The organism is Rhodovulum sp. FJ3 (assembly GCF_032918305.1).
Taxonomy (GTDB): Bacteria; Pseudomonadota; Alphaproteobacteria; order Rhodobacterales; family Rhodobacteraceae; genus SAT37.
The window spans coordinates 466,310-492,226 of record NZ_JAWJUU010000002.1; the positions used below are offsets into that span (position 1 = coordinate 466,310).

General features: G+C 62.1%; 26 protein-coding genes. 10 read left to right on the forward strand and 16 right to left on the reverse strand.

The window, feature by feature from the left end; all coding sequences use genetic code 11:
- Positions 1-72: 72 nt before the first annotated feature.
- From R1W00_RS07365 to R1W00_RS07375, 3 genes are all read left to right on the forward strand, one after another.
- Positions 73-2,052: a heme lyase CcmF/NrfE family subunit gene (locus tag R1W00_RS07365; protein ID WP_317262082.1), complete on the forward strand. Its 1,980-nt coding sequence runs from the start codon at positions 73-75 to the stop codon at positions 2,050-2,052.
- 5 nt (positions 2,053-2,057) lie between these two features.
- On the forward strand, positions 2,058-2,516 hold the full coding sequence (locus R1W00_RS07370) for a cytochrome c-type biogenesis protein (RefSeq protein WP_317262083.1): 459 nt from the start codon (positions 2,058-2,060) through the stop codon (positions 2,514-2,516).
- A 74-nt stretch (positions 2,517-2,590) separates the two neighbouring features.
- A complete protein-coding gene (locus tag R1W00_RS07375; RefSeq protein WP_317262084.1) occupies positions 2,591-3,367 on the forward strand; it encodes an enoyl-CoA hydratase-related protein in 777 nt (258 codons plus the stop codon).
- On the opposite strand, the gene R1W00_RS07380 is transcribed toward R1W00_RS07375, so the two are convergent.
- Positions 3,364-3,966 carry a TetR/AcrR family transcriptional regulator gene (locus R1W00_RS07380; protein ID WP_317262085.1) on the reverse strand — a complete coding sequence of 201 codons (603 nt, stop codon included), beginning with the start codon at positions 3,964-3,966 and terminating at the stop codon, positions 3,364-3,366. The genes R1W00_RS07375 and R1W00_RS07380 overlap by 4 nt on opposite strands.
- Before the next feature lie 139 nt (positions 3,967-4,105).
- Here R1W00_RS07380 and R1W00_RS07385 point away from each other — a divergent pair, with 139 nt between their 5' ends.
- Positions 4,106-4,672: a carboxymuconolactone decarboxylase family protein gene (locus R1W00_RS07385; RefSeq protein WP_317262086.1), complete on the forward strand. Its 567-nt coding sequence runs from the start codon at positions 4,106-4,108 to the stop codon at positions 4,670-4,672.
- Between the two features lie 125 nt (positions 4,673-4,797).
- Here the strand turns inward: R1W00_RS07385 and R1W00_RS07390 are convergent, their stop codons facing one another.
- Positions 4,798-6,093: a citrate synthase gene (locus R1W00_RS07390; RefSeq protein WP_317262087.1), complete on the reverse strand. Its 1,296-nt coding sequence runs from the start codon at positions 6,091-6,093 to the stop codon at positions 4,798-4,800.
- 68 nt (positions 6,094-6,161) lie between these two features.
- Positions 6,162-7,565 (reverse strand): glutamate--tRNA ligase, encoded by a 1,404-nt coding sequence (gene gltX, locus R1W00_RS07395; protein WP_317262088.1) that lies wholly within the window; start codon positions 7,563-7,565, stop codon positions 6,162-6,164.
- A 76-nt stretch (positions 7,566-7,641) separates the two neighbouring features.
- Between gltX and R1W00_RS07400 the strand changes: the two genes are divergently transcribed.
- On the forward strand, positions 7,642-9,690 hold the full coding sequence (locus tag R1W00_RS07400; RefSeq protein ID WP_317262089.1) for a ComEC/Rec2 family competence protein: 2,049 nt from the start codon (positions 7,642-7,644) through the stop codon (positions 9,688-9,690).
- Here R1W00_RS07400 and lexA read toward each other — a convergent pair.
- The 6 genes from lexA to R1W00_RS07430 form a co-directional block, all read right to left on the reverse strand.
- Positions 9,687-10,379, reverse strand: a complete 693-nt coding sequence (lexA, locus tag R1W00_RS07405) for a transcriptional repressor LexA (protein ID WP_317262090.1) — start codon at positions 10,377-10,379, stop codon at positions 9,687-9,689. The genes R1W00_RS07400 and lexA overlap by 4 nt on opposite strands.
- Before the next feature lie 111 nt (positions 10,380-10,490).
- Positions 10,491-11,663, reverse strand: a complete 1,173-nt coding sequence (glp, locus tag R1W00_RS07410; protein ID WP_317262091.1) for a gephyrin-like molybdotransferase Glp — start codon at positions 11,661-11,663, stop codon at positions 10,491-10,493.
- Complete coding sequence (gene moaC, locus R1W00_RS07415) at positions 11,664-12,140, reverse strand: cyclic pyranopterin monophosphate synthase MoaC (RefSeq protein WP_317262092.1); 477 nt, start codon at positions 12,138-12,140, stop codon at positions 11,664-11,666.
- The gene (gene trpC, locus R1W00_RS07420) at positions 12,140-12,955 is read right to left on the reverse strand and encodes an indole-3-glycerol phosphate synthase TrpC (RefSeq protein WP_317262093.1); all 816 of its coding nucleotides are present in this window, start codon (positions 12,953-12,955) and stop codon (positions 12,140-12,142) included. Before trpC ends, moaC begins: the two co-directional genes overlap by 1 nt.
- Positions 12,952-13,971: an anthranilate phosphoribosyltransferase gene (trpD, locus tag R1W00_RS07425; RefSeq protein WP_317262094.1), complete on the reverse strand. Its 1,020-nt coding sequence runs from the start codon at positions 13,969-13,971 to the stop codon at positions 12,952-12,954. Before trpD ends, trpC begins: the two co-directional genes overlap by 4 nt.
- The gene (locus tag R1W00_RS07430; RefSeq protein WP_317262095.1) at positions 13,968-14,549 is read right to left on the reverse strand and encodes an aminodeoxychorismate/anthranilate synthase component II; all 582 of its coding nucleotides are present in this window, start codon (positions 14,547-14,549) and stop codon (positions 13,968-13,970) included. The genes trpD and R1W00_RS07430 overlap by 4 nt, the downstream gene beginning before the upstream one ends.
- Before the next feature lie 204 nt (positions 14,550-14,753).
- On the opposite strand from R1W00_RS07430, the gene R1W00_RS07435 reads away from it, so the two are divergent.
- Positions 14,754-16,232: a divergent polysaccharide deacetylase family protein gene (locus R1W00_RS07435; RefSeq protein ID WP_317262096.1), complete on the forward strand. Its 1,479-nt coding sequence runs from the start codon at positions 14,754-14,756 to the stop codon at positions 16,230-16,232.
- Between the two features lie 3 nt (positions 16,233-16,235).
- On the opposite strand, the gene R1W00_RS07440 is transcribed toward R1W00_RS07435, so the two are convergent.
- From R1W00_RS07440 to R1W00_RS07450, 3 genes are read right to left on the reverse strand one after another with little or no spacing between them, the layout of a single operon-like run.
- Entirely contained in the window at positions 16,236-16,829 is a 594-nt protein-coding gene (locus R1W00_RS07440; protein ID WP_317262097.1) for a TIGR02281 family clan AA aspartic protease, read from the reverse strand.
- Positions 16,830-16,886: 57 nt separating this feature from the next.
- Complete coding sequence (locus tag R1W00_RS07445; protein ID WP_317262098.1) at positions 16,887-17,528, reverse strand: MarC family protein; 642 nt, start codon at positions 17,526-17,528, stop codon at positions 16,887-16,889.
- Between the two features lie 58 nt (positions 17,529-17,586).
- Positions 17,587-19,446, reverse strand: a complete 1,860-nt coding sequence (locus tag R1W00_RS07450; protein ID WP_317262099.1) for an ABC-F family ATP-binding cassette domain-containing protein — start codon at positions 19,444-19,446, stop codon at positions 17,587-17,589.
- 108 nt (positions 19,447-19,554) lie between these two features.
- On the opposite strand from R1W00_RS07450, the gene ndk reads away from it, so the two are divergent.
- A complete protein-coding gene (gene ndk, locus R1W00_RS07455; protein ID WP_317262100.1) occupies positions 19,555-19,977 on the forward strand; it encodes a nucleoside-diphosphate kinase in 423 nt (140 codons plus the stop codon).
- Positions 19,978-20,056: 79 nt separating this feature from the next.
- Positions 20,057-20,488, forward strand: coding sequence for a hypothetical protein (locus tag R1W00_RS07460; protein WP_317262101.1), 432 nt, complete (start codon positions 20,057-20,059; stop codon positions 20,486-20,488).
- Between the two features lie 3 nt (positions 20,489-20,491).
- On the opposite strand, the gene R1W00_RS07465 is transcribed toward R1W00_RS07460, so the two are convergent.
- Positions 20,492-20,845, reverse strand: coding sequence for a TfoX/Sxy family protein (locus tag R1W00_RS07465; protein ID WP_317262102.1), 354 nt, complete (start codon positions 20,843-20,845; stop codon positions 20,492-20,494).
- Positions 20,846-20,938: 93 nt separating this feature from the next.
- Positions 20,939-21,910 (reverse strand): MBL fold metallo-hydrolase, encoded by a 972-nt coding sequence (locus tag R1W00_RS07470; protein ID WP_317262103.1) that lies wholly within the window; start codon positions 21,908-21,910, stop codon positions 20,939-20,941.
- A gap of 268 nt (positions 21,911-22,178) precedes the next feature.
- Between R1W00_RS07470 and R1W00_RS07475 the strand changes: the two genes are divergently transcribed.
- Both R1W00_RS07475 and R1W00_RS07480 read left to right on the forward strand, forming a co-directional pair.
- Positions 22,179-23,666, forward strand: coding sequence for a SulP family inorganic anion transporter (locus R1W00_RS07475; RefSeq protein ID WP_317262104.1), 1,488 nt, complete (start codon positions 22,179-22,181; stop codon positions 23,664-23,666).
- 11 nt (positions 23,667-23,677) lie between these two features.
- The gene (locus R1W00_RS07480; RefSeq protein WP_317262105.1) at positions 23,678-24,538 is read left to right on the forward strand and encodes a universal stress protein; all 861 of its coding nucleotides are present in this window, start codon (positions 23,678-23,680) and stop codon (positions 24,536-24,538) included.
- A gap of 12 nt (positions 24,539-24,550) precedes the next feature.
- On the opposite strand, the gene R1W00_RS07485 is transcribed toward R1W00_RS07480, so the two are convergent.
- The gene (locus R1W00_RS07485) at positions 24,551-25,150 is read right to left on the reverse strand and encodes a transmembrane anchor protein (protein WP_317262106.1); all 600 of its coding nucleotides are present in this window, start codon (positions 25,148-25,150) and stop codon (positions 24,551-24,553) included.
- A gap of 15 nt (positions 25,151-25,165) precedes the next feature.
- Entirely contained in the window at positions 25,166-25,858 is a 693-nt protein-coding gene (locus R1W00_RS07490; protein WP_317262107.1) for a HupE/UreJ family protein, read from the reverse strand.
- Between the last annotated feature and the right edge of the window lie 59 nt (positions 25,859-25,917).

The window sequence follows — 25,917 nt, forward strand, 5'->3', positions numbered from 1 at the left end:
TTTTCGGGTGTGGCGCAATCTCGCAGCTATTCCTGATTGGCGCGCCCGCCCAATCGCCCTATGATCCGGGGCATGATTATTGAACTCGGCCACTTTGCTTTGATCCTGTCTTTGGCGGTTGCGATCGTCCAAGGCACCGTGCCTCTGATTGGCGCCCATAAACGCTGGTACGGCTGGATGGCCGTGGCAGAACCCGCCGCTACGATTCAGTTCCTGTTGGTCGCTGCCAGCTTTGGCGCGCTGACCTATGCCTTTGTGACGTCAGACTTTTCGCTGCAACTTGTCGTGGCGAACTCGCACACGGACAAGCCGATGATCTACAAGATTTCGGGCGTCTGGGGGAACCATGAGGGGTCGATGTTGCTCTGGGTTCTTATCCTTGCACTGTTCGGAGCGATGGCCGCGTGGTTTGGCGGGAACCTGCCGCCGACGTTGCGGGCGCGGGTTCTAGGGGTGCAGTCCCTGATCGCGGTGGCGTTTTTGCTGTTTATTATCCTGACGTCGAACCCGTTCACCCGTCTTGAGGTGCCGCCGTTCAACGGTCAGGACCTGAACCCGCTGTTGCAGGACCCCGGTTTGGCGTTCCATCCGCCGTTCCTGTATCTGGGCTATGTGGGTCTTTCTATCTGTTTCTCCTTTGCCGTGGCCGCCTTGATCGAGGGGCGCGTTGATGCGGCATGGGGGCGTTGGGTGCGTCCTTGGACCTTGCTCAGCTGGATTTGCCTCAGCATCGGGATCGGTCTGGGATCATGGTGGGCCTATTATGAGCTTGGCTGGGGCGGGTTCTGGTTCTGGGATCCGGTCGAAAACGCCTCGTTCATGCCGTGGCTGATTGCCGCCGCGTTGCTGCATTCCGCGATCGTGGTGGAAAAACGTGAATCGCTGAAAAGCTGGACCATCCTCCTTGCCATCATGGCCTTCGGGTTCAGCCTGATTGGCACGTTTATCGTGCGTTCGGGCGTGATCACGTCGGTCCATGCGTTCGCCAATGATCCCGAACGCGGGGTGTTTATCCTCGGTATTCTGGCGGTGTTTATGGGCGGCGCGCTGACCCTTTATGCGGCGCGGGCCGGTGCCCTGACGGCCAAAGGCGTCTTTGGCGTGGTCAGCCGCGAATCCCTGTTGGTGATGAACAATATCCTGCTGGCCGTGGCCGCGTTGGTGGTGTTTGTCGGCACGATCTGGCCGCTGGTGGCCGAGGTGACGTTGGGGCGCAAGCTCTCGGTGGGGCCGCCGTTCTTTAACATGGCGTTTACGCCGTTCATGGTCGTGCTTGCGTTGCTGTTGCCCATCGGGGCGATGTTGCCGTGGAAACGCGCCAAGATGGGACGCGTGTTCCTGCAACTCAGTGGCGCTTTCGTGCTATCCCTGTCGCTGGCCGCGCTGGTCTGGGCGATGCAAACGGGGCGCAGCGCCCTTGGCCCCGTCGGCCTGTTCCTTGGGGCGTGGCTTGTGTCCGGTGCCGTGGTCGATCTTGCCAGCCGCACGGGACGCGGCGACATCACCGCGCGCCTGCGCCGTGTGATGCGTCTGCCGCGCGCCGATTGGGGCAAGGCGATTGCCCATGCGGGTCTGGGCATCACGATCTTTGGCATTGCCGGTCTGATGGCATGGGAACAAGAAGACATCCGCGTCATGAACATCGGCGACACGGCGATTGTCGACGACCTGACCATCCGTATGGACGATGTCGAACAAGTGCGCGGGCCGAACTATTTCTCGACCATGGGGGTCTTTACGATCCTGAGGGACGGGCAAGAGCTCTATACCCTGAGGCCTGAAAAACGCGTCTATCCGGTGGCTGGAATGCCCACCACCGAGGCCGATATTCACAACGGGTTCTGGCGTGATGTCTATCTGGTGATTGGCGACGCGCAAGAGAGCGGCGGATTTGCCGTGCGCACCTATCTCAAACCCTTTGCGAACTGGATTTGGGCGGGGTCGATCATCATGGCCCTTGGCGGTGTGTTTAGCCTCAGTGACCGGCGGTATCGCGTCGCGGCGGGGGCACGCAAAACGGCCAAGGCCTCGGGCGCGGTTCCGGCGGAGTGAGGGTGATGAAAAAGCTGTTCCTGATCCTGTCTCTGATGCTAGCCACGCCTGTGGCGGCGGTGCAACCCGATGAAATCCTTGCCGATCCGGCGATGGAGGAACGTGCACGCGATATTTCCGCCGGTCTGCGGTGTCTTGTGTGCCGCAACGAGAGCATCGATGAATCCAACGCCGAACTGGCGCGGGATCTGCGTCTGTTGGTGCGCGAACGCCTTGTGGCCGGTGACACCAATGATGAGGTCGTTGATTTCGTCGTCGACCGGTATGGCGAATACGTGCTGCTGCGCCCGACCTTGACGGGCGCGAACCTTGTTCTGTGGATTGCGGGGCCGGTGATGTTGCTGATCGCCTTGGGTGTCGGCGGAGCCTATATCGCGCGCCGTCGCAAGGACGGACCCGAGGGCACCAAACCCGCGCTCAGCGACGCCGAACAGGCGCGGCTGGACGAAATCCTGTCCCAGTGACCCCGCGTCCCTCTGGTATCTGGCGCGCGGGTGCTTATTGTCATCCCAAAGCCAGACCATAAGGGACGACAGGGATGGAATATCAGGCGATCACTTTTGACATCACCGACGGCGTGGCGGTTCTGACGCTGAACCGACCGGATGTGATGAACGCGTTGAACAGCCAGATGCGCGCCGAGATCTACCACGCGGTGCGACAGGCGGGTGAAAACGCGCGGGTTCTGGTGATCACGGGGGCAGGGCGGGCGTTCTGCTCAGGTCAGGATCTGGGCGATGGCGGCAACGCGGCCAGCCTCGATCTGGAACGCACCCTGCGCGACGAATACGAACCCATGCTGCAACGGATTTTCGACTGTCCGATCCCGACGATCGCGGCGGTCAATGGTCCGGCGGCGGGTGCGGGCGCGAACCTTGCCTTGGCCGCCGATGTGGTCATCGCCGCCGAAAGCGCCAGCTTCCTACAGGCCTTTACGCGGATCGGCCTGATCCCCGATGCGGGCGGTACCTATTGGTTGCCGCGTCAGGTGGGCTTTGCCCGTGCGATGGGCGCGGCCCTGTTTGCCGAACCGGTGCCGGCGCGTCAGGCGGTCGAATGGGGCATGATCTGGGAGGCGATCCCCGATGAGAACTTCGCCAACCATTGGCAAAAGCGGGCGGAAAAGCTGGCCCATGGGCCGACTGTTGCCTATGCCAAGGTCAAAGAGGCCCTGCGCCAGAGCATGTCGAATGACCTGACACAGCAGCTTGAGCTAGAGGCGAAACTGCAGGGCGATTGCGGCGACACGCGCGATTTCAAAGAAGGCGTTCTGGCGTTTCTGGAAAAACGTCCCGCGCGGTTCGAGGGGCGTTAAGCGTCCGCGCGGCGCAGGCGCAGCAACTCATCCGCAAGGTCATCGGCCACATCGCGCAGGCTGTCATTGCCACCGCCCCGCGTCGCATTGACCTTGAACCCAAGGATATAGATCTGAACCCGTGCGGCCAACCGCGCGGGTTCTACTGTTTCGGGCAATTCTCCCGTGGCGCGGGCGTCCTCGAACACGGCGGTCAGATAGGTTTCGGCCTTGTCCAACTGTTCTAACGCTGCGGCGCGCAGTTCGGGATCGGTGTCGGTGATTTCCAGCACCGTTTTCATCGCCATACAGGCGCGCAGGCCCGTGGGCCGCTCAGCCAAATTGCCCAACTGCCGGATGAAATCGACCACGCCCAGATAGGGCGTCGGCGCGTCGGCGACACAGCGCGACAGCAATCCGAGGTTCAACTCTGCGTGCTGATCCAGCGAGGCGCGAAACAGGTCCGATTTGCTTTTGAACGCCGCATAGATCGAGCCGGGTTTCATGTTCAACGCCGCCTCAAGATCCTTCAGGGACGTGCCGTGATACCCCTTACGCCAGAACAGCGTCAGGGCAGCCTCAAGAGCGTGGTCACGGTTATAGGGCGCTTGTCGGGTCATGGGGCGAATTTAGGCCGTTTCATGGGGGGCGTCAAAAGCGAATGCTTTCACCTTTGAGTGATCGCTCAAATTCGGCATTGAGTGATCGCTCAAATACCCCCAACTTACGCCCATCACAACCCAAATCAGGAGTTTACCGATGGGCCACCTGCCGCTGTATGAAATCGAAACCGCCCCCGACGCCGCCAAGCCGATGCTGGAAGAATCTGTAAAAGCATTCGGCATGCTGCCCGGTCTGCACAAGGCCATGGCCGGTGCGCCCGAGGTTCTAGAGGCCTACAAGGTCCTGCACGAGAAATTCCAGCAGACCAGCTTTAACAACGATGAAATGACCGTTGTCTGGCAAACGATCAACGTCGAACACGGCTGTCATTACTGCGTTCCCGCGCACTCGGGCATCGCGAAAATGATGGGCATTGACCCCGCGATCAACGAGGCCCTGCGCAACGAAACCCCGCTGGCCGATCCGAAACTTGAGGCGCTGCGCACCTTTACCCTGCAGATGGTCCGCCAGCGCGCCGTTGTTTCCGATGAGCAGGTCGAGGCGTTCTTTGCCGCCGGTTTCAACTCGGTCCACATTCTGGAACTGATCCTTGGCATCGCGCAAAAGGTCATGAGCAACTACATCAACCACGTCGCCGACACGCCGGTTGACGATGCGTTCAAGGGCTTTCTCTGGACCAAAACCGACGTCGCCGCCGAATAATCGGACCGCACACACCTGTCCCCGAAACCGGCCCCACCCTGGGCCGGTTTTTTCATGGGCGCGGGCAGGGCCAAAAGAAAAGGCCGCCCAGAAGGACGGCCTGATCGAATGCGTTTTGAAACCGATTAGCGGTTTTCGACGTCCACGTAATCGCGTGCGCCCGAACCGGTGTACAGCTGACGCGGACGACCAATGCGCAGTTTCGGATCCGAAATCTGTTCTTTCCACTGGCTGACCCAGCCGATCGTGCGCGATACGGCAAAAATCGGGGTGAACATCGAGGTCGGGAAACCCATCGCCTCAAGGATGATGCCCGAGTAGAAGTCGACGTTCGGGAACAGTTTTTTCTCGGCGAAATACGGATCGGCAAGGGCTTGTGCTTCAAGCTCTTTCGCGACCTGCAGGATCGGGTTGTTCTCGACGCCCAGCAGATCCAGAACCTCATCGGCGGATTGCTTCATCACTTTGGCGCGCGGGTCAAAGTTCTTGTACACGCGGTGACCAAAGCCCATCAGACGGAACGGATCGTTCTTGTCTTTGGCGCGGGCGATGAATTCGGGGATACGATCCACCGAACCGATTTCCTGCAGCATTTCCAGACACGCCTGGTTTGCGCCGCCGTGTGCGGGGCCCCAGAGACAGGCGATACCGGCGGCGATACAGGCGAACGGGTTCGCACCCGAGGACGAAGCCAGACGCACGGTCGAGGTCGAGGCGTTCTGCTCGTGGTCCGCATGCAGGGTGAAAATCCGGTCCATCGCACGCGACAGGATCGGGTTCACCTCGTATTCCTCGGCGGGAACGGCGAAACACATGCGCAGGAAGTTCGACGCATAGTCGATGTCGTTACGCGGATAAACGAACGGCTGACCGACCGAGTATTTGTACGCCATCGCGGCGATGGTCGGCAGTTTCGCGATCAGACGGATCGCGGCGACTTCGCGCTGCCACGGATCGGTGATGTCGGTGCTGTCGTGATAGAACGCGGACATCGCGCCCACAACGCCAACCATGGTGGCCATCGGGTGCGCATCGCGACGGAACCCACGGAAGAAGTTGTGCATCTGCTCGTGCACCATGGTGTGACGGGTCACACGGGTCTCGAAATCTTCCAGCTGGGCCGCGGTCGGCAGTTCCCCGTAGAGCAGCAGATAGCAAACTTCGAGGTAGTGCGATTTTTCGGCCAGTTGGTCGATCGGATACCCGCGGTGCAGCAGTTCACCCTTTTCACCGTCGATAAAGGTGATCGAGCTTTCGCAGGACGAGGTCGAGGTAAAGCCCGGGTCGTGGGTGAACACGTCGCCTTGGGCGTAGAGTTTGGAAATATCGATGACATCCGGGCCCGCAGTGGGCGAATACATCGGCAATTCCAACGTCTTGCCGTCAAAGCTCAGTGTCGCGTTCTTGGTGCTTTCAACCATAGTTGTCCCTCTCTGAAGGACCGTCGCAGAAAGGCGCCGGTCTGTGGCGTCGCGGGCGCGGGTGCGCCCTAAATTTTTACATCGGCCAGACGTGCCAGTGTCTCCTCCCGGCCGATGACGATCATCATATCGAAGACGCTAGGGGTCGCCGTCCGCCCGGCCAATGCTGCACGCAACGGTTGCGCCAACTTGCCCAGCTTTAGATCATTTGCCTCGGCGAATGCCGAAACCGCTGCCTCCAGCGCGTCACGCGACCAGCTAGCATTTTGCAGGTGCGGCGTCAATTCAGTCAGTATACCACGGGATACATTGTCGAGATTTTTTGCCGCTTTTTCATCGGGTGTGAACGGACGCTCACCCAGAACAAAGTGCGACTTTTCAAGGAGTTGGCCGAAAGTCTTACTGCCCGATTTCACCAGCGGTAACGCAGCGTTAAGTGCAGATTTCTTTTCGTCGCTCAGAGGCTGTGCGCCAATCGAGGATTGGTAGGCGACAATTTCGCTTAACAATTCATCGTCGTTAGCGCTAGCGATGTGCTGGCCACAAATGTTTTCCAGCTTTTTAAAATCTAGACGTGCAGGGGATTTGCCGATTCCGTCGAATCCGAACCACTCTTTGGCCTGCGCATCGGTAAAGAATTCGTCATCCCCGTGGCTCCAGCCGAGGCGCGCCAGATAGTTCCGCATACCGGCGGCGGCATAGCCCATCGCCTGATATTCCTCGACACCCAAAGCCCCGTGACGTTTAGACAGCTTCTTGCCATCCGGCCCGTGGATCAGCGGAATATGCGCCCAGACCGGCACGTCCCAATTCATGGCGTGATAGATCTGCATTTGTCGCGCCGCATTGGCCAAATGGTCGTCCCCTCGGATCACATGGGTTACCCCCATGTCATGGTCATCGACCACGACGGCCAACATATAGGTCGGTGTGCCGTCAGAACGTAACAGAACCATGTCGTCCAATTGGTCGTTAGACCAAGTAACGTCACCTTGGACCTGATCTTTAATCACGGTCTGCCCGTCGCGCGGCGCACGCAGGCGCACAACATAGGGCAGATCGGGGTGGGACGCGGGATCGGCGTCGCGCCACGGGCTGTGGAACAGGGTCGATTTCCCCTCAGCGCGGGCGGCCTCGCGGAATTCGGTGATCTCGTCTTGGGTCGAGAAGCATTTATAGGCGTTGCCCTCGGCCAGCATCTGATGCGCGACCTCGGCGTGACGGTCCGCGCGCTCAAACTGGCTGATCGGCTCGCCATCCCAATCCAGACCCAGCCACGTCAGACCCTTGAGGATCGCCGCGGTCGCTTCGGGGGTGGAACGGGCGCGGTCCGTGTCCTCGATCCGCAACAGGAACTTGCCGCCGCGCCCGCGCGCATACAGCCAGTTGAACAGCGCGGTGCGCGCGCCGCCGATGTGCAGATAGCCCGTGGGCGAAGGGGCGAAGCGGGTGACGACCGGGTTTGCGGACATGGGCGTTAACCTTTTGGAAACCAATTCAGAGATAGCGTTGGGCACTGATTAAGCAATCGGGCTGGAGTTCACAAGCATGGGCGTGACCACGGGCCTGTTGAGTGGCCTGTCCTCGGCCATCGCCACCCAGCGGGGCCATATGATCGCTTGGGTGCCGGTCTGTTTCGGTGCGGGCATCGGGTTTTACTTTTCTCTGCGGTTTGAACCCGATCTGGGGACGTGGTTGGCGGTCGCGGCTGCCTGTCTGGTCTTGGCGGGTCTTGCACGGCGCGCGCCCGAAACCTTATCCCCGTTTTTGGTTGCGCTTGTGTTAATGGGCGCGGGCGCGGGGATGGCGGCATGGCGCACCCATGCGGTCGGCGAACCGGTGTTACAGTTCCGTTATTACGGGCCGGTAGAGGGACGGATTGTGCGCGTGGACCGCTCACAATCCGATGCGCCGCGGATTTTACTGGATCAGGTGTGGATGGACCTGCGGGGGCCGCCGCCGAAATACGTCCGGATCGCGCTGCACGGGGATTTGGACGTGCCCGATCTGATGGCGGGGCGGCGCGTGATGACGGCGGCGCATCTGTCCCCACCGCCCGGTCCGGCCGAGCCCTATGGCTACAACTTTCGCCGCCAAGCATGGTTCGATCAGATCGGCGCGGTCGGCTATAGCCGCACGCCCTTGGTCATGGGGCCGCCCGGTGGGGAAACGCCGTTCTGGGCGGGTCTGCGCGCGCGCGTGTCGTCCGCGATCACGTCGAACATGGCCCCGCGCGAGGGCGCCTTTGCCACCGCCATTATCACAGGCGACCGGGCGCACATTCCGCGTGAAGTACTCGACGATTTGCGGGCCGCGAACCTAGCACATTTGTTGGCGATTTCGGGATTGCACATGGGCCTGTTGACCGGCGTGGTCTTTGCCACCATCCGCCTGATTGGCGCGGCCATGCCCTATGCCGCATTGCGCGCGCCGGTGAAAAAGATCTCCGCCGTCGCTGCCATCGGGGCAGGGGCGATGTATCTTGGCCTATCGGGGGCCAACATCGCGACCCAACGCGCGTTCATCATGGTCTGTGTGATGTTCGTTGCGATCCTGTTGGACCGGCGCGCGCTGACGCTGCGATCCGTGGCGATTGCGGCGATGATCGTGCTGGTCCTGCGGCCCGAGGCGGTGGTGTCGGCGGGGTTTCAATTGTCCTTTGCGGCGACAACGGCCCTGGTCGCGGTGTTTGGCGCGTTGCGCGACGGGCCCGAGGTGCTGCGCAAACTGCCCGCGCCGGTGCGTGGTGCCTTGGCGGTGGTCATTTCATCGGCGGTGGCGGGGGCGGCGACCGCACCGTTCGGTGCCGCGCATTTCAACCAGATCGCGCAATACGGATTGGTTGCGAACCTCCTGTCCGTGCCGGTGATGGGGATGGTCGTTGCGCCTGCCGCTCTGGTCGCGCTGGCCCTGTGGCCGCTGGGGTTTGGCGGGTTAGGATTGTGGGTGATGAAATGGGGGATCGCATGGATATTGATGATCGCCCATTGGGTCGCCGGATGGGAGGGCGCAACGATCGCCGTGCCCGCGCCGAGCACATTGGTTTTGGCGGTGATCGCGATTGGCGGGCTGTGGCTGTGCTGTTTTCGCGGGGTGGGACGTTGGATGTCCGCGCCGATCCTTTGGGCCGGGGTGATCCTGTGGTCAGTGACGCCGCGCCCGGATGTTTTGGTGTCCGAGGGCGGCGCGTTGATCGGGATCATGACGCCTGAGGGACGTGCGTTAAACAAATTGCGGGGGGAGGCGTTTGCCGCAGGCGTCTGGTTGGAAAACGACGGGGACAGTGCCGCGCGCGAGGTTGCCGTCGCCCGTTGGCCAGAGGATCAGATGTTTGGGACATTGCGCCTTTTTGGATCGGGCGATCTGCACCTGGCCCAATTGTCCGGTCGGGGTTGGCGCGATCAGCTCGCGGATGCTTGCGACATCGGCGTGGCGGCCGTCGTTGTGCCCTATAAATTTGAGGACCCTATTCCCGAGGGGTGCGATATCCGTGACCAGCGATCCTTTTACGCGACCGGAGCATGGGCGATCTACGACGGGGTTTTGGTCACCGCGCGGGAGGTCGAAGGCACCCGTCCTTGGGCGCCCGCCGATTAATAGCTGCGGATCAGACCGACCAGCCGCCCCTGAACCTTGACCTGACCGGCAGGCAGGACGCGGTCCTCATAAGCGGGGTTGGCGGCCTCAAGCGCGATCATGTCACCGCGACGGCGGAACCGTTTCAGGGTCGCCTCGTATCCTTCGACCAAGGCGACGACGATTTCGCCGTTTTCGGCGGCGCTGGTTTCGCGGATGACGACCACATCGCCATCGTTGATCCCTGCCTCAATCATCGAGTCGCCCTTGACCTCAAGCGCATAGTGCTTGCCCTGACCCGACAACATCGAACCCGGCACGGCGACGGTATGCGAGGCCTCGCTGATCGCCTCAATCGGGGTACCGGCGGCGATGCGACCCATCACGGGCAGTTCCATCGCATGGACGACCTCAATCGCCTGCGCACCAGCGGGCGGCGGGGCAGAGGGCGCATCGCCCTCAATCACGCGCGGCTCAAACCCCTTGGGGGCAAGCGCATCGGGCAGTTTCACGATTTCAATCGCGCGGGCCTTGTGCGCAAGGCGGCGGATGAACCCGCGTTCCTCAAGCGCCGTGATCAGACGGTGGATGCCGGATTTCGAGCGCAGGTCGAGCGCCTCTTTCATCTCGTCGAACGAGGGCGGCACCCCGTCCTTTTGCAGACGTTTGTTGATGAAATCCAGCAGTTCGATTTGCTTGCGCGTCAGCATGGCAATCCCCCTTGATCCGGGTTGGCAGAGAAACAGGTGGCGATCATGCGCCCGGTTGTTCGCATGTGTTCTATCAATGTTCCTGTTTTGTGTCAACCCGTGCGGGATCGTCTACATCTGCAGGTATTCGACGATCTCGCCCGCCTCGCGCGGGCCATCGCCGACGGGGCGGATCAGCAGGGCATGCGATTGCGACAGCACGGACAAGAGCGAACTGTCCTGACGGGGCAGGGCATAGATCGCGCCGTTGCGGATTTGGGCGCGCATGTAATGTTCGCGCGGACCGTTGGCCGGAATCGCCGCGCCCAGAGGTGCGGCTTGGCGTTCGGGTGCGGCGGCAGGCAGGCCCATCATGGCGCGCAGGGCGGGCACAAGGAACAGGCGACCACAGACCATCGCGGATACCGGATTGCCGGGCAGGCCGATCATCACCGCGTCCCCGAACCGTCCCGCCATCAGGGGTTTGCCGGGGCGCATCGCGACCTTGTAGAACGATTGCTCCATCCCCAGTTCGGCGGCCACGGGACCGACCAGATCGTAATCCCCGACGGAGGCCCCGCCAATGGTGACGATCAGATCCGCACCCTCGGCAAGGGCAAAGACCTGTTTCAGGGAACTCTCCGTGTCGGCGGCGATGGGCAGCATGCGGACGGTCGCGCCTTCGGCCTCAACCATGGCCTTGAGGCCGAACATATTCGACGCGATGATCTGATCGGGGCCGGGCGTGTCGCCGGGCATGACGAGCTCATCTCCGGTGGCGATCAGGGCGACCACGGGTTTGCGGTACACCGGCACGTCGGGCACATTCATCGACGCCAACAGCGCCAGATCAGCGTCCGACAAACGGCGCGGCGCGGCAATCGTGTCACCCACGCGGAAATCGGCACCAGCGGGGCGCACATGCGGGCCGTCGTCCAGCCCCTTGTCCAAGGTGATCATCCGGCCCGAGACATGCACGTCCTCTTGGATCACCACGCGGTCGGCACCGGCGGGCATGGGCGCGCCGGTAAAGATGCGGACGGCCTGACCCGCGCCGACGGTGCCGTCAAACCGCGACCCGGCGGCGGATTCGCCGATCACCTGAAACATCGCGTCGGGTTCAGCCTCGGCCGATTTCAGGGCATAGCCGTCCATCGCCGAACTGTCGAAGGGCGGTTGATCCCGACGCGCCGACACATCCGCGCACAACACACGGTTCGCCGCATCGATCAGCGGCACGGTTTCGGTGCCCACAGGGGTGACCAGATCGAACAGATGGCCAAGGGCCTCGGGCACAGAAATCATTTAAGACGCCTCGTAACGGCCTGATTTACCGCCTTCTTTCATCACCAGACGGATGTCGCCGATCTGCATGCTCTTTTCCACGGCCTTGACCATGTCATAAAGCGTCAGCGCGGCCACAGACACGGCGGTCAGGGCCTCCATCTCGACACCGGTCTGGCCGGTGGTCTTAACAGTCGCCTCAATCTGCACACCCGGCAGGGCGGGATCGGGCGTCAGTTCCACCGCGACCTTGGTCACCGGCAACGGGTGGCACAGAGGGATCAGATCGGGCGTCTTTTTCGCGCCCATGATGCCGGCCAGACGCGCAACGCCCAGAACGTCGCCCTTTTTCGCGCGACCTTGTGTAATCATTTCAAGCGTTTCCGGCAGCATCTTCACGTGACCGGCGGCCACAGCCGTGCGCGATGTCACGTCCTTGTCCGAGACATCCACCATATGGGCATCGCCCTTGCCGTCAAAATGCGTCAGTTCCGCCATTACATCCCCCGATGGCCAGATTGTCCGCCCGACAGGATTGTGCGGGTGGCGGCGGTGACATCGTCCTGACGCATCAGGCTTTCGCCGATCAGGAAGCTGCGCGCGCCGTAACGCGACATATCCACCAGATCCTCAGGCGTGAAAAGGCCACTTTCGGACACGAGGTGACGATCCTCGGGGGCCATTTTCGACAGGGTCCGCGTGGTGTCCAGCGTCGTCTCGAATGTCTTGAGGTTGCGGTTGTTGATCCCGATCAGGGGCGATTTCAACTGCAACGCGCGCTCCATCTCGGGGGCATCGTGCACCTCGATCAGGCTGTCCATGCCCCATTCGGTCGCTGCGGCCTCAAGCTCGGCCGCCTGTGCGTCACTGACCGAGGCCATGATGATCAGGATACAGTCGGCCCCTAGCGCCCGCGCCTCGGCCACCTGATAAGTGTCATACATGAAATCCTTGCGCAGAACGGGCAAGGACACGGCCTCGCGCGCGGCGACGAGGAATTCTTTGGCGCCTTGGAACGACGGCGTGTCGGTCAGCACGGACAGACAGGTCGCGCCACCGGCCTCATAGGCGGCAGCAAGGGCGGGCGGATCGAAATCGGGTCGGATCAGGCCCTTGGACGGGCTGGCCTTTTTGACCTCGGCGATCAGGCCGAAACCGGTCTTGGCGGCCTGTTGCAGGGCCTCGCCAAAGGGGCGGACGGGACCCGCGTCGCGCGCGGCGGCCTCCACCTCGGCCAAGGGGCGCGCGGCCTTGTCGGCGGCAACCTCGTCCAGCTTGTAGGCCTTGATCTTATCCAGAATAGTGGTGCTCATGCGCTCTCCGAAGTCAGTGCGGCCAAGGCGGTGACCTTGGCTTTGGCGGTGCCGCTGTCGATACTCTCGGCGGCCATGGCAACGCCATCGGGCAGATTGTCCACCTTGTCCGCAATCATTAGCGCACAGGCGGCGTTCAACAGAACCGCATCGCGATAGGCCCCGCGTTCCCCGTCCAGAACCGCGCGCAGCGCCGCGCCGTTGTGTTCGGGCGTTCCGCCGGTGATGGCCGAGAACGGGTGGACCGGCAGACCGGCCTCTTCGGGGTGCAGTTCGCGTTCGGTGACGGTGTGGTTTTCCACGGCGGCGATCCATGTGGTGCCGGTGATCGTCACCTCATCCGTGCCGTCCGAGCCATGGACCAACCACGCCTTGTCCGAGCCCAGCGCCAACAGCGTCTCCGCCATGGGCCGGATCATATCGCGAGAGAACGTCCCGGTCAGTTGCCGTTTGACGCCTGCAGGGTTGGTCAGGGGGCCGAGGATGTTGAACACGGTGCGCGTGCCCAGCTCCAGTCGCGTGGGCATCACGTGTTTGATCGCCGGATGGTGCATGGGCGCCATCATGAAGGCGATCCCGATCTCGGCTAGCGCGCGTTCAACCACGTCCGGACCGACCATCACATTGACGCCCATCTGGCCCAGCGCATCCGCCGCGCCCGACAGGGACGATGCGGCCTTGTTGCCGTGCTTGGCCACCGGAACGCCACAACCCGCAACGGTAAAGGCCGTCGCGGTGGAAATGTTCAGGGTCTTTTTGCCCGACCCACCGGTGCCCACGATGTCGATTGCGCCTGCGGGGGCGGTGACGGGATTGCACTTGGCCCGCATTGCACTGGCCGCGCCGGTGATTTCGTCCACCGTTTCGCCCCGCGTGCGCAGCGCCATCAGGAACCCGCCTATCTGGCTGGGTGTGGCGTCGCCCTCAAACAGGATTTCAAAGGCGCGGGCGGCCTCATCGCGGGTCAGGGATTGATCGGCCGCAATGGCGATCAGGGATTTAAGCGCGTCGCTCATGCCGGTTCTTTGACCTCATCAAGGAAGTTTTTCAGCAGGGCATGCCCATGCTCGGACGCAATCGATTCCGGATGGAATTGCACGCCATGGATCGGCAGGGTCTTGTGACGTAGGCCCATGATCATCCCACCCTCAAGCCACGCGTTGACCTCTAGGCAATCCGGCAGGCTCTCCCGTTCGACAATCAGGGAATGATAGCGGGTCGCCTCAAACGGGCTGGGCAAGCCTGCGAAAACGCCGGTGCCGTCATGATGCATCGTACCCATCTTGCCATGTACGATTTCGCCTGCGCGCACCACCTTGCCGCCAAGAGCCTCGCCAATCGCCTGATGGCCCAGACATACCCCCATAAGAGGAGTCCCCGTTTCCACTGCCGCATGGACCAAGGGCATGCAAATCCCCGCCTGCGCCGGATCACAGGGACCGGGCGAGAGCAAAATCGCACTGGGGCGCAGGGCCATGGCCTCTTGCACGTCCAACGCGTCATTGCGGTGCACCTGAACATCCGCACCCAATTCGCCCAAATAATGCACCAGATTGTAGGTGAAGCTGTCATAGTTATCGATCAAAAGCAGCATCGCAGGGCCTTGTTCTTAATCGGGTTTCCCCGGTGGTTGCGGCAGCGGGGGCTTGCTATTCTCCCTATCAGCCGCGAAAACAGGGGTGAACCCCGCGTTTCGTCGGGCTATACATGTTCAGAGCCGCGTCCCGTGGTCAAGGGCAACAACAGCACGGACCGGCGATATAATCGGGTTTTGGGCAGGCAGGGAAAGAAACAGGACATGCTACGCGGAATTCTGTTCGGATTGCTTTGTGTCACGCTGGGCGTGGTGGTTGTGGCCGTGATGCGCAACCCCGTGCCCAATACGCCCGCCGTGGTTGAAACGCCCGTCGAGACGCCGGTGGAACCTGCTGAACCCGCAGAGACACCCGCGCCGGTTGAAGACCCTGAAGTGGTTGAGGCACCCGTAGAGGTGGAAACGCCTGTCGAGACCCCTGAGGAACCCGCGCCGTCGCCCGTGACCGATACGACCGGACCCGATGGGGCCGAGATCGCGGATCCCGCGGTGGAGGAGCCCGTCGATACGCCCGTCGCGTTGCCCGAACCGTCCGAGGACCCCGCACGCCCCGTGGAAGAGGCCCCCGTCGCCCCGTCCGAACCTGAAACCGTCCCCGCGCCAGAAACGCTGGAAACGCCTGTTGCGCCGGTTCTGGACACTGATGGGCCGGTTGAACCGGCGGCCCCTGTGCCCACCGATGAAACACCCGCCGTGCCGGCGTTCGAGGATCGCCCGATCGACACCGAACTGCCCAGCACAAACACCCCGTCCGAGGGGGCCGAGATCACCGCGCCCGAGGCCGTGACGCCCGAACCCGCGCCCGAACCCACTCCGGCTCCGGCGGAGGAAGAGGTGATCATCATCCTGCCCGAAAACATCCCCGCCGCCGACAGACCCAGCGTGTTGCGCGTCCCGGTTCCGGGCGGTGGTTTGGCCGTGCCCGATGTGCGCACGGGCCGTTTGCCCACCGTTGGCGATGACGCGGTGGCCGAGGATGCCGATCCCGAAGAGTTCGCGCCCGCCGACACCGGCGCGCTGAGCGCGAATGCGGTGCCCTTCCTGCGCGAACCGGCGGCCGATCTGTTTTCCGTTATCCTGATCGATGTGGGCGCGGACGGTCTGGACCGCGACGCCCTGACAACGTTCAGCTTCCCAGTGACTTTTGCCATCGACGCAACCCGCCCCGACGCGGCCGAGGCGGCGTCGATCTATCGCGCCTCTGGCTATGAGGTCATCCTGATCCCCGGTCCGCTGCCCGAGGGGGCGAATGCCCGCGATGTGGAAACCAATTTCGAACAGTTCCTGTCGATTGTTCCCGTGGCCGTTGCCGTGATGGACGCCCCCGAGGGACGCGCACAGACAAACCGCAATCAGCTACAGGCGTTGACGGCGATCCTGTCGGCGACGGGTCATGGTCTGGTGTCGATGGATCAGGGTCTGAACACCGCCGCGCAGGTTGCCGCGACCGCCGGTGTGCCCCATTCCCTGGTCTTCCGAACACTGGACGCGGACCGCGAAAACGCCAGTACCGTTCAACGTTACCTCGACCGCGCGGCGTTCAAAGCCGGCCAAGAGGGTAGTGTCGTGATGATCGGTCACACCTATGACGAAACGGTCAAAGGCCTGTTTTCATGGGCGTTGGAGGGCAAGAGCGAGAGCATTCAGCTTGCCCCGATTTCGGCGATCCTGACGGACCAATAACCGTTACCGGTGCAGGATCATCGTATCGCGGGTGATCTCCAGCCGCGTAAACCGCTGAAGATAGCTCATCCCCATGAGGGATTGATCCATGTCCGCGCTATTCACAAAGGCGCGGACGTTTTCATCGGTGATCCCACCCAGATCCACGGCCTCTAGGCGCACGGGCGCGGTGCGCACGATGCCATTGGCGGTGCGGGCGCTGCCACTATAGATCAGGTCATCGGGGTCTAGACCAATACGCTCGGCGTCTTCGGGCGTCAGAACCATGTGGGTCGCGCCCGTGTCCACCACGAAATCCACCGCCGTGCCGTTGATCCCCGCCGTCACATAGAAATGCCCATCCGCCTGTTGGGGCAGTTCGACCCGCTGATCCTCGGTAAACACGGTTTGGCGTGGGGCGACGGTCTGGCGGATGTCGTCCCACATCCCGAACAGGGCAATCACCCCAAGGAACAGAAACGCCCAGATCGCACCCTGTTGCAGGACCCGACCGATCCCCATCCGCCGGTTCACCACCGCATAGCCCACCACCGCCACCATGAGCAGCACAAGGTAGCTGAGGTTCGCGTAGTCATCGGCGGTCAGGTTGTCGGGCATCGGGCACCTTCTGTGGTTACCCGATAGATATGGGGCAGGGCGCGTGGCCCTTCAACGTCAAAGGGGCAGAACGCCGCTGCCCGCCAGACCGTCCAGAACGAATTGAACCGACAGCGCGGCCAAGAGCATCCCCAATAGGCGCGTCACCACATTCACGCCCGTCTTGCCCAGCGCACGTTCTATCATCCCCGCGGACAGAAACATGATCAGGACCAGCGACACCACAACCACCATCACCAGAATGACGGTCAGGGTGCCAAGGATATCGCCCTCAACCTGACCAGCCAAAAGGATCATCGTGGCAATCGCGCCAGGCCCCCCGATCAATGGCGTGGCGAGGGGAAAGACCGAGATATCGGGGTGGTCTTCATCCGCCTCGGGATGTTCGCCGCCCGCCTGATCCTCACGCCGTTTGGTGCGCCGTTCAAACAGCATGTCAAGCGCGGTCAGGAACAATAAAATCCCGCCTGCGATCTGAAACGCAGGCATGGAAATCCCGACAAAGGCCAGAACCGCCTCTCCCAGCAGGGTAAACACGGTCAACAACAGCGCGGCAATCACGGTCGCGCGCACCGCAATTGCGCGGCGCACCCGTGCGGGCATACCGGCGGTCATCGCCACGAACAGCGGGGCCAGCCCGATGGGGTCGATAATCACGAAAAGGGTTACAAAGGCCGAAATGGCAAAGGCAATATCCATGAAACACCTATTGGATTTGTGTCACAGACGGGCGTCGTTTCGTGTAGGGGACGTCCGGTTACCCTTGGGCCGCGTCAAGCTGTTCCTGCGCGTCCATCCACAATGACTCAGCCCGGTCCAGCGCGTCTATCACCTCGGCATGTTTTTTCTGCCATTTGGTGATCTCGTCCGTTTTGGTTCCGTCATAGAGGCTCGGATCGGCAAGCTTTTCATCCAGCTTTTCGCGCATTTCCGTCAGTTTTTCCACCCGATCCTCGCATTTGCGCACTTCGGCGCGCAGGGTCAGGATCTGATCACGGGATGCCCGTTTGGGCGCGGGCGTCGGGGCGTCCTCGGCCTTGGCCGGTTTTGCCGGTGCGTCTGAGGCCAGGAGCAGTTTGCGATAGGCCTCTAGGTCGTCCTCATAGGGCGTGACGCGCCCGTCCTTGACCAGCCACAGGCGATCAGCCACCAGTGACAGCAGATGCATGTCGTGGCTGACCAAGATGACCGCGCCGCTATAGGCAGTCAGGGCCTCGACCAGTGCCTCGCGGCTCTCGATATCTAGGTGGTTGGTGGGTTCGTCCAAGATCAACAGATGCGGCGCGTCGAGGGTCGCCAGCAACAGCGACAGCCGCGCCTTTTGCCCGCCGGACAGACGCCCGACCTCGGTATCCGCCTGATCCGCGCCCAAACCGAACCCCGCCAAACGGGCGCGCAGCTTGGATTGCTGTTCCTCGGGGCGCAGGCGTTGCAGGTGCATCAGGGGCGTTTCGTCGACGAACAACTCATCCACCTGATGCTGGGCAAAGAACCCGATCCGCAGCTTCGACGACCGGCTGATCCGCCCGCCCAGCGTCCCGAGGCGGTCGGACAGCAGTTTCGCCAAGGTCGATTTGCCCTGACCGTTTTTCCCGAGCAGCGCAATTCGGTCGTCCTGATCAATGCGGAGGTTCAGATGCGATAGGACGGTGCGGTCGCCATAACCGACACTGGCGCTTTCGGTGGCGATGATCGGCGGGGACAGGGTTTCGGGCGTGGGAAAGGTGAACACCACCCGCGCCGCATCTTCGGGCGCGGTGATCGGCGTCATTTTCTCCAGCATCTTGACCCGCGACTGGGCCTGTTTGGCCTTGGTCGCCTTGGCCTTGAACCGGTCGACAAAGCTCTGCAAATGGGCGCGGCGGGCCTCTTGTTTCTTGGCCTGCGCGGCCTGAATGGCGCGTTTTTCGGCGCGTTGGCGGGCGAATTGGTCATAAGGGCCCTGCCACAGGGTCAGTTGCCGTTCATCCAGATGCAGGATCGCGCCCACCGCACGGTTCAACAGCCCGCGGTCGTGGCTGATGATCAGAACCGTATGCGGGTATTTCGCCAGATAGCTCTCCAGCCACAGCGCGCCCTCAAGGTCCAGATAGTTGGTCGGTTCGTCCAGCAACAGGATATCGGGCTGGGCAAACAGGACCGCCGCCAGTGCCACCCGCATCCGCCACCCGCCCGAGAAATCGGAACAGGGGCGTTGTTGATCGGGATCGTCGAATCCCAGACCTTTGAGGATCGAGGCCGCGCGCCCCTCGGCGGACCATGCGTCGATATCGGCCAGACGGGTCTGGATTTCCGCGATCCGGTCGCCGTCGGTGGCGGTCTCGGATTCTGCCATCAACGCGGCGCGTTCGGTATCGGCGGCCAGAACCGTGTCGATCAGGGACACGTTGGACGACGGGACTTCCTGCGAGACACCGCCGATGCGGGCGCGGTTGGGGACGCTGATTTCGCCACCTTCCAACGTCAATTCCCCACGGATCAACCGGAACAGCGTGGTTTTCCCTGCGCCGTTACGCCCGACAAGGCCGACCTTGTGACCGGTGGGAATCGTGGCCGAGGCGCCCTCAAACAAGGGGCGGCCTTCGACGGAATATGTGATGTCAGAAATACGCAGCATGGCGCACCTGTGCCGTAACCCGCGCGCGGCGTCAATCGCGGCTTTTCAACCGCGCGTGCCCGTGCTAGGGGGGCGCCCAACGCTAACACTTGTATCAGAGAGACCGAAATGGCTATCCAACGCACCTTCTCGATCATCAAACCCGATGCCACCAAACGCAACCTGACCGGCGCCATCAACGCCAAGCTGGAGGCCGCTGGCCTGCGCATCGTTGCTCAAAAGCGCATCCACCTGACCCCGGCGCAGGCTGGCGTGTTCTACGAAGTCCACAAAGAGCGCCCCTTCTACGGCGAACTGTGTGAATTCATGGCATCCGAGCCGATCGTCGTTCAGGTTCTGGAAGGCGAAGACGCCATCGCGAAAAACCGCGAAGTCATGGGCGCCACCAACCCCGCCGAAGCGGCCGAGGGCACCATCCGTAAAGAGTTCGCCCTGTCGATCGGCGAAAACTCGATCCACGGTTCGGACGGCGAAGACACCGCTGCCCAAGAGATCGCTTACTTCTTCTCGGGTCTGGAACTGGTCGGCTAATCGCCACCACGTTTCGATTTGGAATGGGCCGTCCCGATTGGGGCGGCCTTTTTCGTTTCGGGATGGTGGAACGCGGCGAATGCGGTACATTCATCCCGTGTTTTGGAACTTTGTATATCTCACCCTGCTTGCATGGGTCACCACCGTCGGGGCGGCGTTTGACACCCTGTCGCGGGGGTTGGCCGCGCGCACAGCCGAGGGACCGTTTTTCTGTGACGAGTTGCAAAGCTCCGGAGGGGACGATGACGCGATGATGTTTGCGTTTGTCATTTTTGCGGTCCCTCTTGCCGTTCGGATTATCCGGACGGGCAGGGCCTTTGCAGGCTATGAACTGGCGTTGGTTTGGGGATGCGCGGGTGTCGGGGGCGTGGCGCTGTGGCTGGCGTCGCTGGAGTGCGCCGAGGTTTTCTATTCCGCATTCGCGGTTCCGGACCCTGCGTTGGCGTCGATCCTGATCGCCGTGCCGGTTCTGTGCGGGCTTGGCTGGACCCTTTATCGGCGGAGGGTTTAGGCGTTACTTCCGCGCCTTGGCGAGGACGCGGCTTTCAACCACGCCGATTTCGTTCAGGATCTTTTCGATACCGGCCAGCGGGTTCGGGGTCAGGTTTGCCTTGATCCGGTCAAACCGCACGCGCAGGGCCTTTTTCTCATCGCCCTTGCAATCGTTCCACGGACGGCCCTGTAGGCCCATTTCAATCACGTAATAGGCGATGAAATGCGGGCGGTGGCCGGTTTCCAGCAATCGGCGATACGCCTCATCCGTGCCAAGGGCGCGCAGGGCCTCGGCGCTGTGGATGCCGGCGCGGGCGAATGCCTCTTCCATGGCGGGGCCAAGGTTGCGGATGCTGGAAATCGGGGTCGTGGACATGGGCGCGCCGTTTTCGGTTTGTTCGCACCCGTTATGGCATGTCGAACCCCGTGGGCCAAGCGGACATTACGCGGCCCACGGGTAACGGATGGGTTATTCCCAGGTCCAGATTGTCGGGATGAACCGGTACCCGTCGGAGGCGCGCATGATGTGTCCAACACCCGGAAACGGGAAGTGGTAGCCGAGGACGGCAATGCCGTCCGTCGCGGCCATATCCAGCAGACGATTGCGCGTCGCCGCCGCCTGTGGGCCGTCGGCATCAAAACCGCCGTGCCAATCGGGGCGTTCCACACTGACATAGGCGTGGGTCATCGCATCGCCGAGAATCATCAACTGCTGTCCGTCGGCCTCAAGCATCAGGGACATATGGCCCGGCGTATGGCCCGGCGTTGCGATCATCCGCAGGCCCGGCGCGACCTCAGCCCCGTCATCGGCCAACGTCCATTCCAACCCGTCCGCCGTCAGGGAGTTCACCGCACCGACAACGAATTGCTGCATGCTCTCGGCCACGGAATTGGCCAAACCGTCCTGTAGCCAATAGTCATGCTCGGCGGCGCCAATGATGTGTTCGGCGTCAAACAGGACCGGTTCGTCGAAATCATCGCGCAGGCCCCAGATGTGATCGGGATGGGCGTGGGTGAAGGCCACATGGGTGATCGACGCCGGATCAATCCCCGCAAGCGTCAGGTTGTCCATCAGTTTGCCCGCCGTCGGCAGGAACCGGTTGCCCGAGCCGATATCGACCAGAATGACCGCATCGTCGATCTCGATCACGATGTGGTTGGTGTGGCTATAGTTCTGCTGGGTCGGCAGGTGGTGTGAGGTCAGAAAGGCAAGGATCTCTTCCTCGGACGTGTTGGCGGACAGACCCGCGACGGGCAATTGCAAACTGCCATCCGAGACAACGGTCAGGCGCGCGCGGCCAAGGCCGAACCGGAAATGGCTGGGGTTCGGGCGTCCGTCCGTGCCGGTCAATGCGGCCACCGGCAGCGCGGGCAGGGTCAACAGGGGCGCAAGCGACGCGGCGCGCAACAGGCTGCGCCGGTTCATGGAAAATCGGGTCATGGTGGTCCTCCCTTTGCGGCCAGTTAACGCCAAGCGGATTTATTATTCAATAGTTCGAATGTGAGGGTGAGTTGATCAATGGACGGGCGCAACTGCGACATATGCGGGAAAACGCGGCGATTTCCGGCGCCCGACCTTGGCATCGCGCCATGTGGGCGTTAACAGGGCGGCAAACTGGGACGGGCGGCTGACCCCCGCGTGGCCCTGCAACCAACGCTAATCGGACCGATGCGCGCCGCCCGCGCACTGGTCCATGGGAAATCAACCGATGTCTTTTGCGCAATACCGTCACGAATGGACACATAACATCCGGCCCGATCTGTTGTCGGGGCTTGTGGTCGCCTTGGCCCTGATCCCCGAGGCGATTGCTTTTTCGATCATCGCGGGCGTCGACCCCAAGGTGGGCCTTTATGCTTCGTTTTCGATCGCCGTGATCACCGCCATCACCGGTGGCCGTCCGGGGATGATTTCGGCCGCCACCGCCGCGACGGCGGTGTTGATGGTGACGCTGGTGCGCGATCACGGGTTGGAATACCTGCTGGCCGCGACGGTTCTGGCGGGTCTGTTGCAGATCGGGGCGGGCCTGTTGCGCCTTGGGTTCGTGATGCGGTTCGTGTCGAAATCGGTGATGACGGGGTTTGTGAACGCGCTGGCCATCCTGATTTTCCTTGCCCAGTTGCCGGAACTGGACCCGCGCAATGTGACGTGGCTGACCTATGTTCTGGTCGCGGCGGGTCTGGGGATCATCTATCTGTTCCCGCGTGTCACCCGCGCAATTCCGTCGCCGTTGGTCACCATTATCGTGCTGACCACGCTGACCTTGGCCTTTGGCTGGGACGTGCGCACGGTCAGTGACATGGGCGCGCTGCCCGATACGTTGCCGGTGTTCTTGCTGCCCGATGTGCCGTTGAACCTTGAGACGCTGCAGATCATCTTCCCCTACGCGCTCGCCGTGGCGGTTGTGGGCCTGCTGGAGAGCCTGATGACACAGCAACTGGTCGACGATCTGACCGACACGACCTCCAGCCGTAACCAAGAATGTATCGGTCAGGGCCTTGCCAACACGGCGACCGGTTTCATCGGCGGGATGGCTGGCTGTGCGATGATCGGCCAGTCGATGATCAACGTGAAATCCGGCGGGCGCGGGCGGTTGTCGACGTTCTTTGCCGGTGGGATGCTGTTGATTTTCTGCGTCGTTCTGGGCGATTGGGTCGGGCGTATCCCGATGCCCGCGCTGGTGTCGATCATGATCATGGTGTCGATCGGCACGTTCAGCTGGTCCTCGCTGAAAGACCTGCGTGATCACCCGCGCAGCAGTTCGATCGTGATGCTGGCGACGGTATTCTTCGTGATCTACACGCATAACCTTGCCATCGGGGTTTTGGTCGGCGTTCTGCTGTCGGGGATCTTTTTCGCGTGGAAGATCTCGCAACTCTTCCGCGTCACGTCCGAGATCACCGCCGATGGGCGTCACCGCACCTATACGGTTGAGGGGCAGTTGTTCTTTGCCAGCACCGAGGATTTCATGAAGGCGTTTGATTTCCGCGAGGCCCCCGAAAAGGTCACCATCGACGTCAGCCGCGCCCATATCTGGGACATCAGCTCGGTTGCCGCGCTGGACATGGCGGTTCTGAAATTCCGCCGCGAAGGGGCCGAGGTTGATATCATCGGCATGAACAAGGCCTCCGAGACCATCGTCGACAAGCTGGCGATCCATGACAAACCGGGCGCAATGGATGCGCTGACCGGCCACTGAGGAGAACAGGTATGAGCACGGAAAAAACCCTGATCGCATTGGTGGATGGCTCGGCCTATTCCGAGAGCGTCTGCCACCACACCGCTTGGGCCGCCGGTCGGATGGGCGCAGGCGTGAAGCTTTATCACGTTCTGGGTCGCCGCGATGCGCCAGACCGGCAGGACCTGTCGGGCGCGATCCGTCTGGGCGCGCGCAGCCGCCTGTTGCAGGAACTGGCCGAACTGGATGAACAGCGCGCCAAGCTGACCCATGCCCATGGCCGCGCGATCCTTGAGGACGCCGCCGAAATCGTCACCGGCGCGGGGGTAGAACGGGTCGAGACGCGCCTGCGTCAGGGCGACATCGTCGATACCGTGACCGCCAAGGAAGAGACCGGCGAGATGATCATCGTCGGCAAACGCGGTGAGGCCGCCGATTTCGCCAAGCTGCATCTGGGGTCCAACGTCGAACGCATCGTGCGTGCGTCGCACAAACCCGTTCTGGTCGCCAGCCGCGCGTTCAAACCCGTGAACAAGGTTCTGGTCGCCTTTGACGGCGGCGCGACGTCGATGAAGGCGCTGGATTACGTGGCGCGTGATCCGCTGTTTGCGGGGCTGTTGATCACCGTGGTCAAGGTCGGCCCCGAGAACGATCAAACCACCAAGGCCCTGAACGACGCCGCCGCCCTGTTGCGCGCGGGTGGTCATCAGGTCGACACGCGTCTGGTGTCCGGTCAGGCCGAAGAGGCCCTGTCCGAGGTTATCGAAAAAGACGGGTTCGATATGTTGGTCATGGGGGCCTATGGCCACTCGCGCGTGCGCACCTTGATCATCGGCTCGACCACATCGGAAATGATCCGCACCTGTAAGGTGCCTGTCGTTCTGATCCGCTAATCCCGCGTGACCCTATTGCTCTTGCTTTAGGGTCACGTACTCCCCGCGCAGGGACAGGGACACAGTCACATCGACAGTGTCGCGATTGCGCCAGAACCACCCGTGATCCCCGTCAAACGTGGCCAGCAACGGCCCCTCGGACCCCGTCGATCCGCGCGCCTTTTCATAGGTCACGGCATCGCCCGCATCGCCATGCCCGTGCATGTCGAAATTGACGCGGCCACCGGTCACAACCATCCGGTAAAAAGCGGTTTGACCGCGGGTCATTTCCATCTTCCACTCGGCGCTTTCACCGGGGGCAAGGGTGAATTCGATCTGATCGCGCCAGTCCTCAACCGTTTGGGCATGGGCCGCGCCGACCATCATCCCGAACAGCGACGGCAGCAGGCCCGCGTGATCCTTGGCGGCCTCATGGGCCAACTCGCGCTTGATCTCGCCCATCTCGGTCAGCCCAAGCACCGATCCCACGCCGGTCGGGTCAATTCCATATTCGGCGGGCATCACAACGGTCGTGGCAACCACGCCGGCCCCCAGAACCGCGCCGATCAACCGTTTGCGCAGGGCGCTGCGGCTGGGCAGGGCGGACAGGTCGGGTTCTTTGGCATAGAGCATGGCGTTCCCTTTCGATCAGGCGTTCAGGTATCCCGCGATCTGTACGGCCATCAGGGCCATACCCAGACCGAACAGGATGATATTGGCGACAAAGGCTTGGGACATGAAATTCGGCGCGCGCCGCCAATATCCCATCAGGGTCAGAATGACGAACAGGGCGCAGACCTGGCCGATCTCGACCCCGATGTTAAAGGCGATTAGGTTCCCGAACAGACCATAGGGCGCGATGTCATAGTCCAGAATTTTGCTGGCCAAGCCCGTCCCGTGGATCAACCCGAAGATCAGGGTGGCGGTTTTCGTGTTCGGCTGAAACCCCAACATGCCGCGCAGAACGCCAAGGTTATCCAGCGCCTTATAGGCCACCGACAACCCAATCACCGCATCGACCAGATAGGCATTGACGCCCCAGCCCCCCAGAACACCGGCCAGCATCGTGACCGAATGGCCGATGGCAAACAGGCTGACGTAAACCGCGATGTCCTTGCCGCGATAGAGGAAAAACACCACCCCCAACAGGAACAGGATATGATCGTATCCGGTGACCATATGTTTGGCCCCCAGATAGACAAACGGCCCCGGATGCAGGCCCCAGATTTCCTGAATATAGCCCGCATCGCCCGGCGTGACGTTATGTGCCGCCGCCGAGGTTGCGATCATCAAGGCGGCCCAGCCGATCAGGGCAGGCCAAAGTGTTTTGCGCGTCTCCATGCGCCAGTCCTATCAACACCGGACCATGGGACAACCTGTGCAAAGGTCCTGTTCCATCC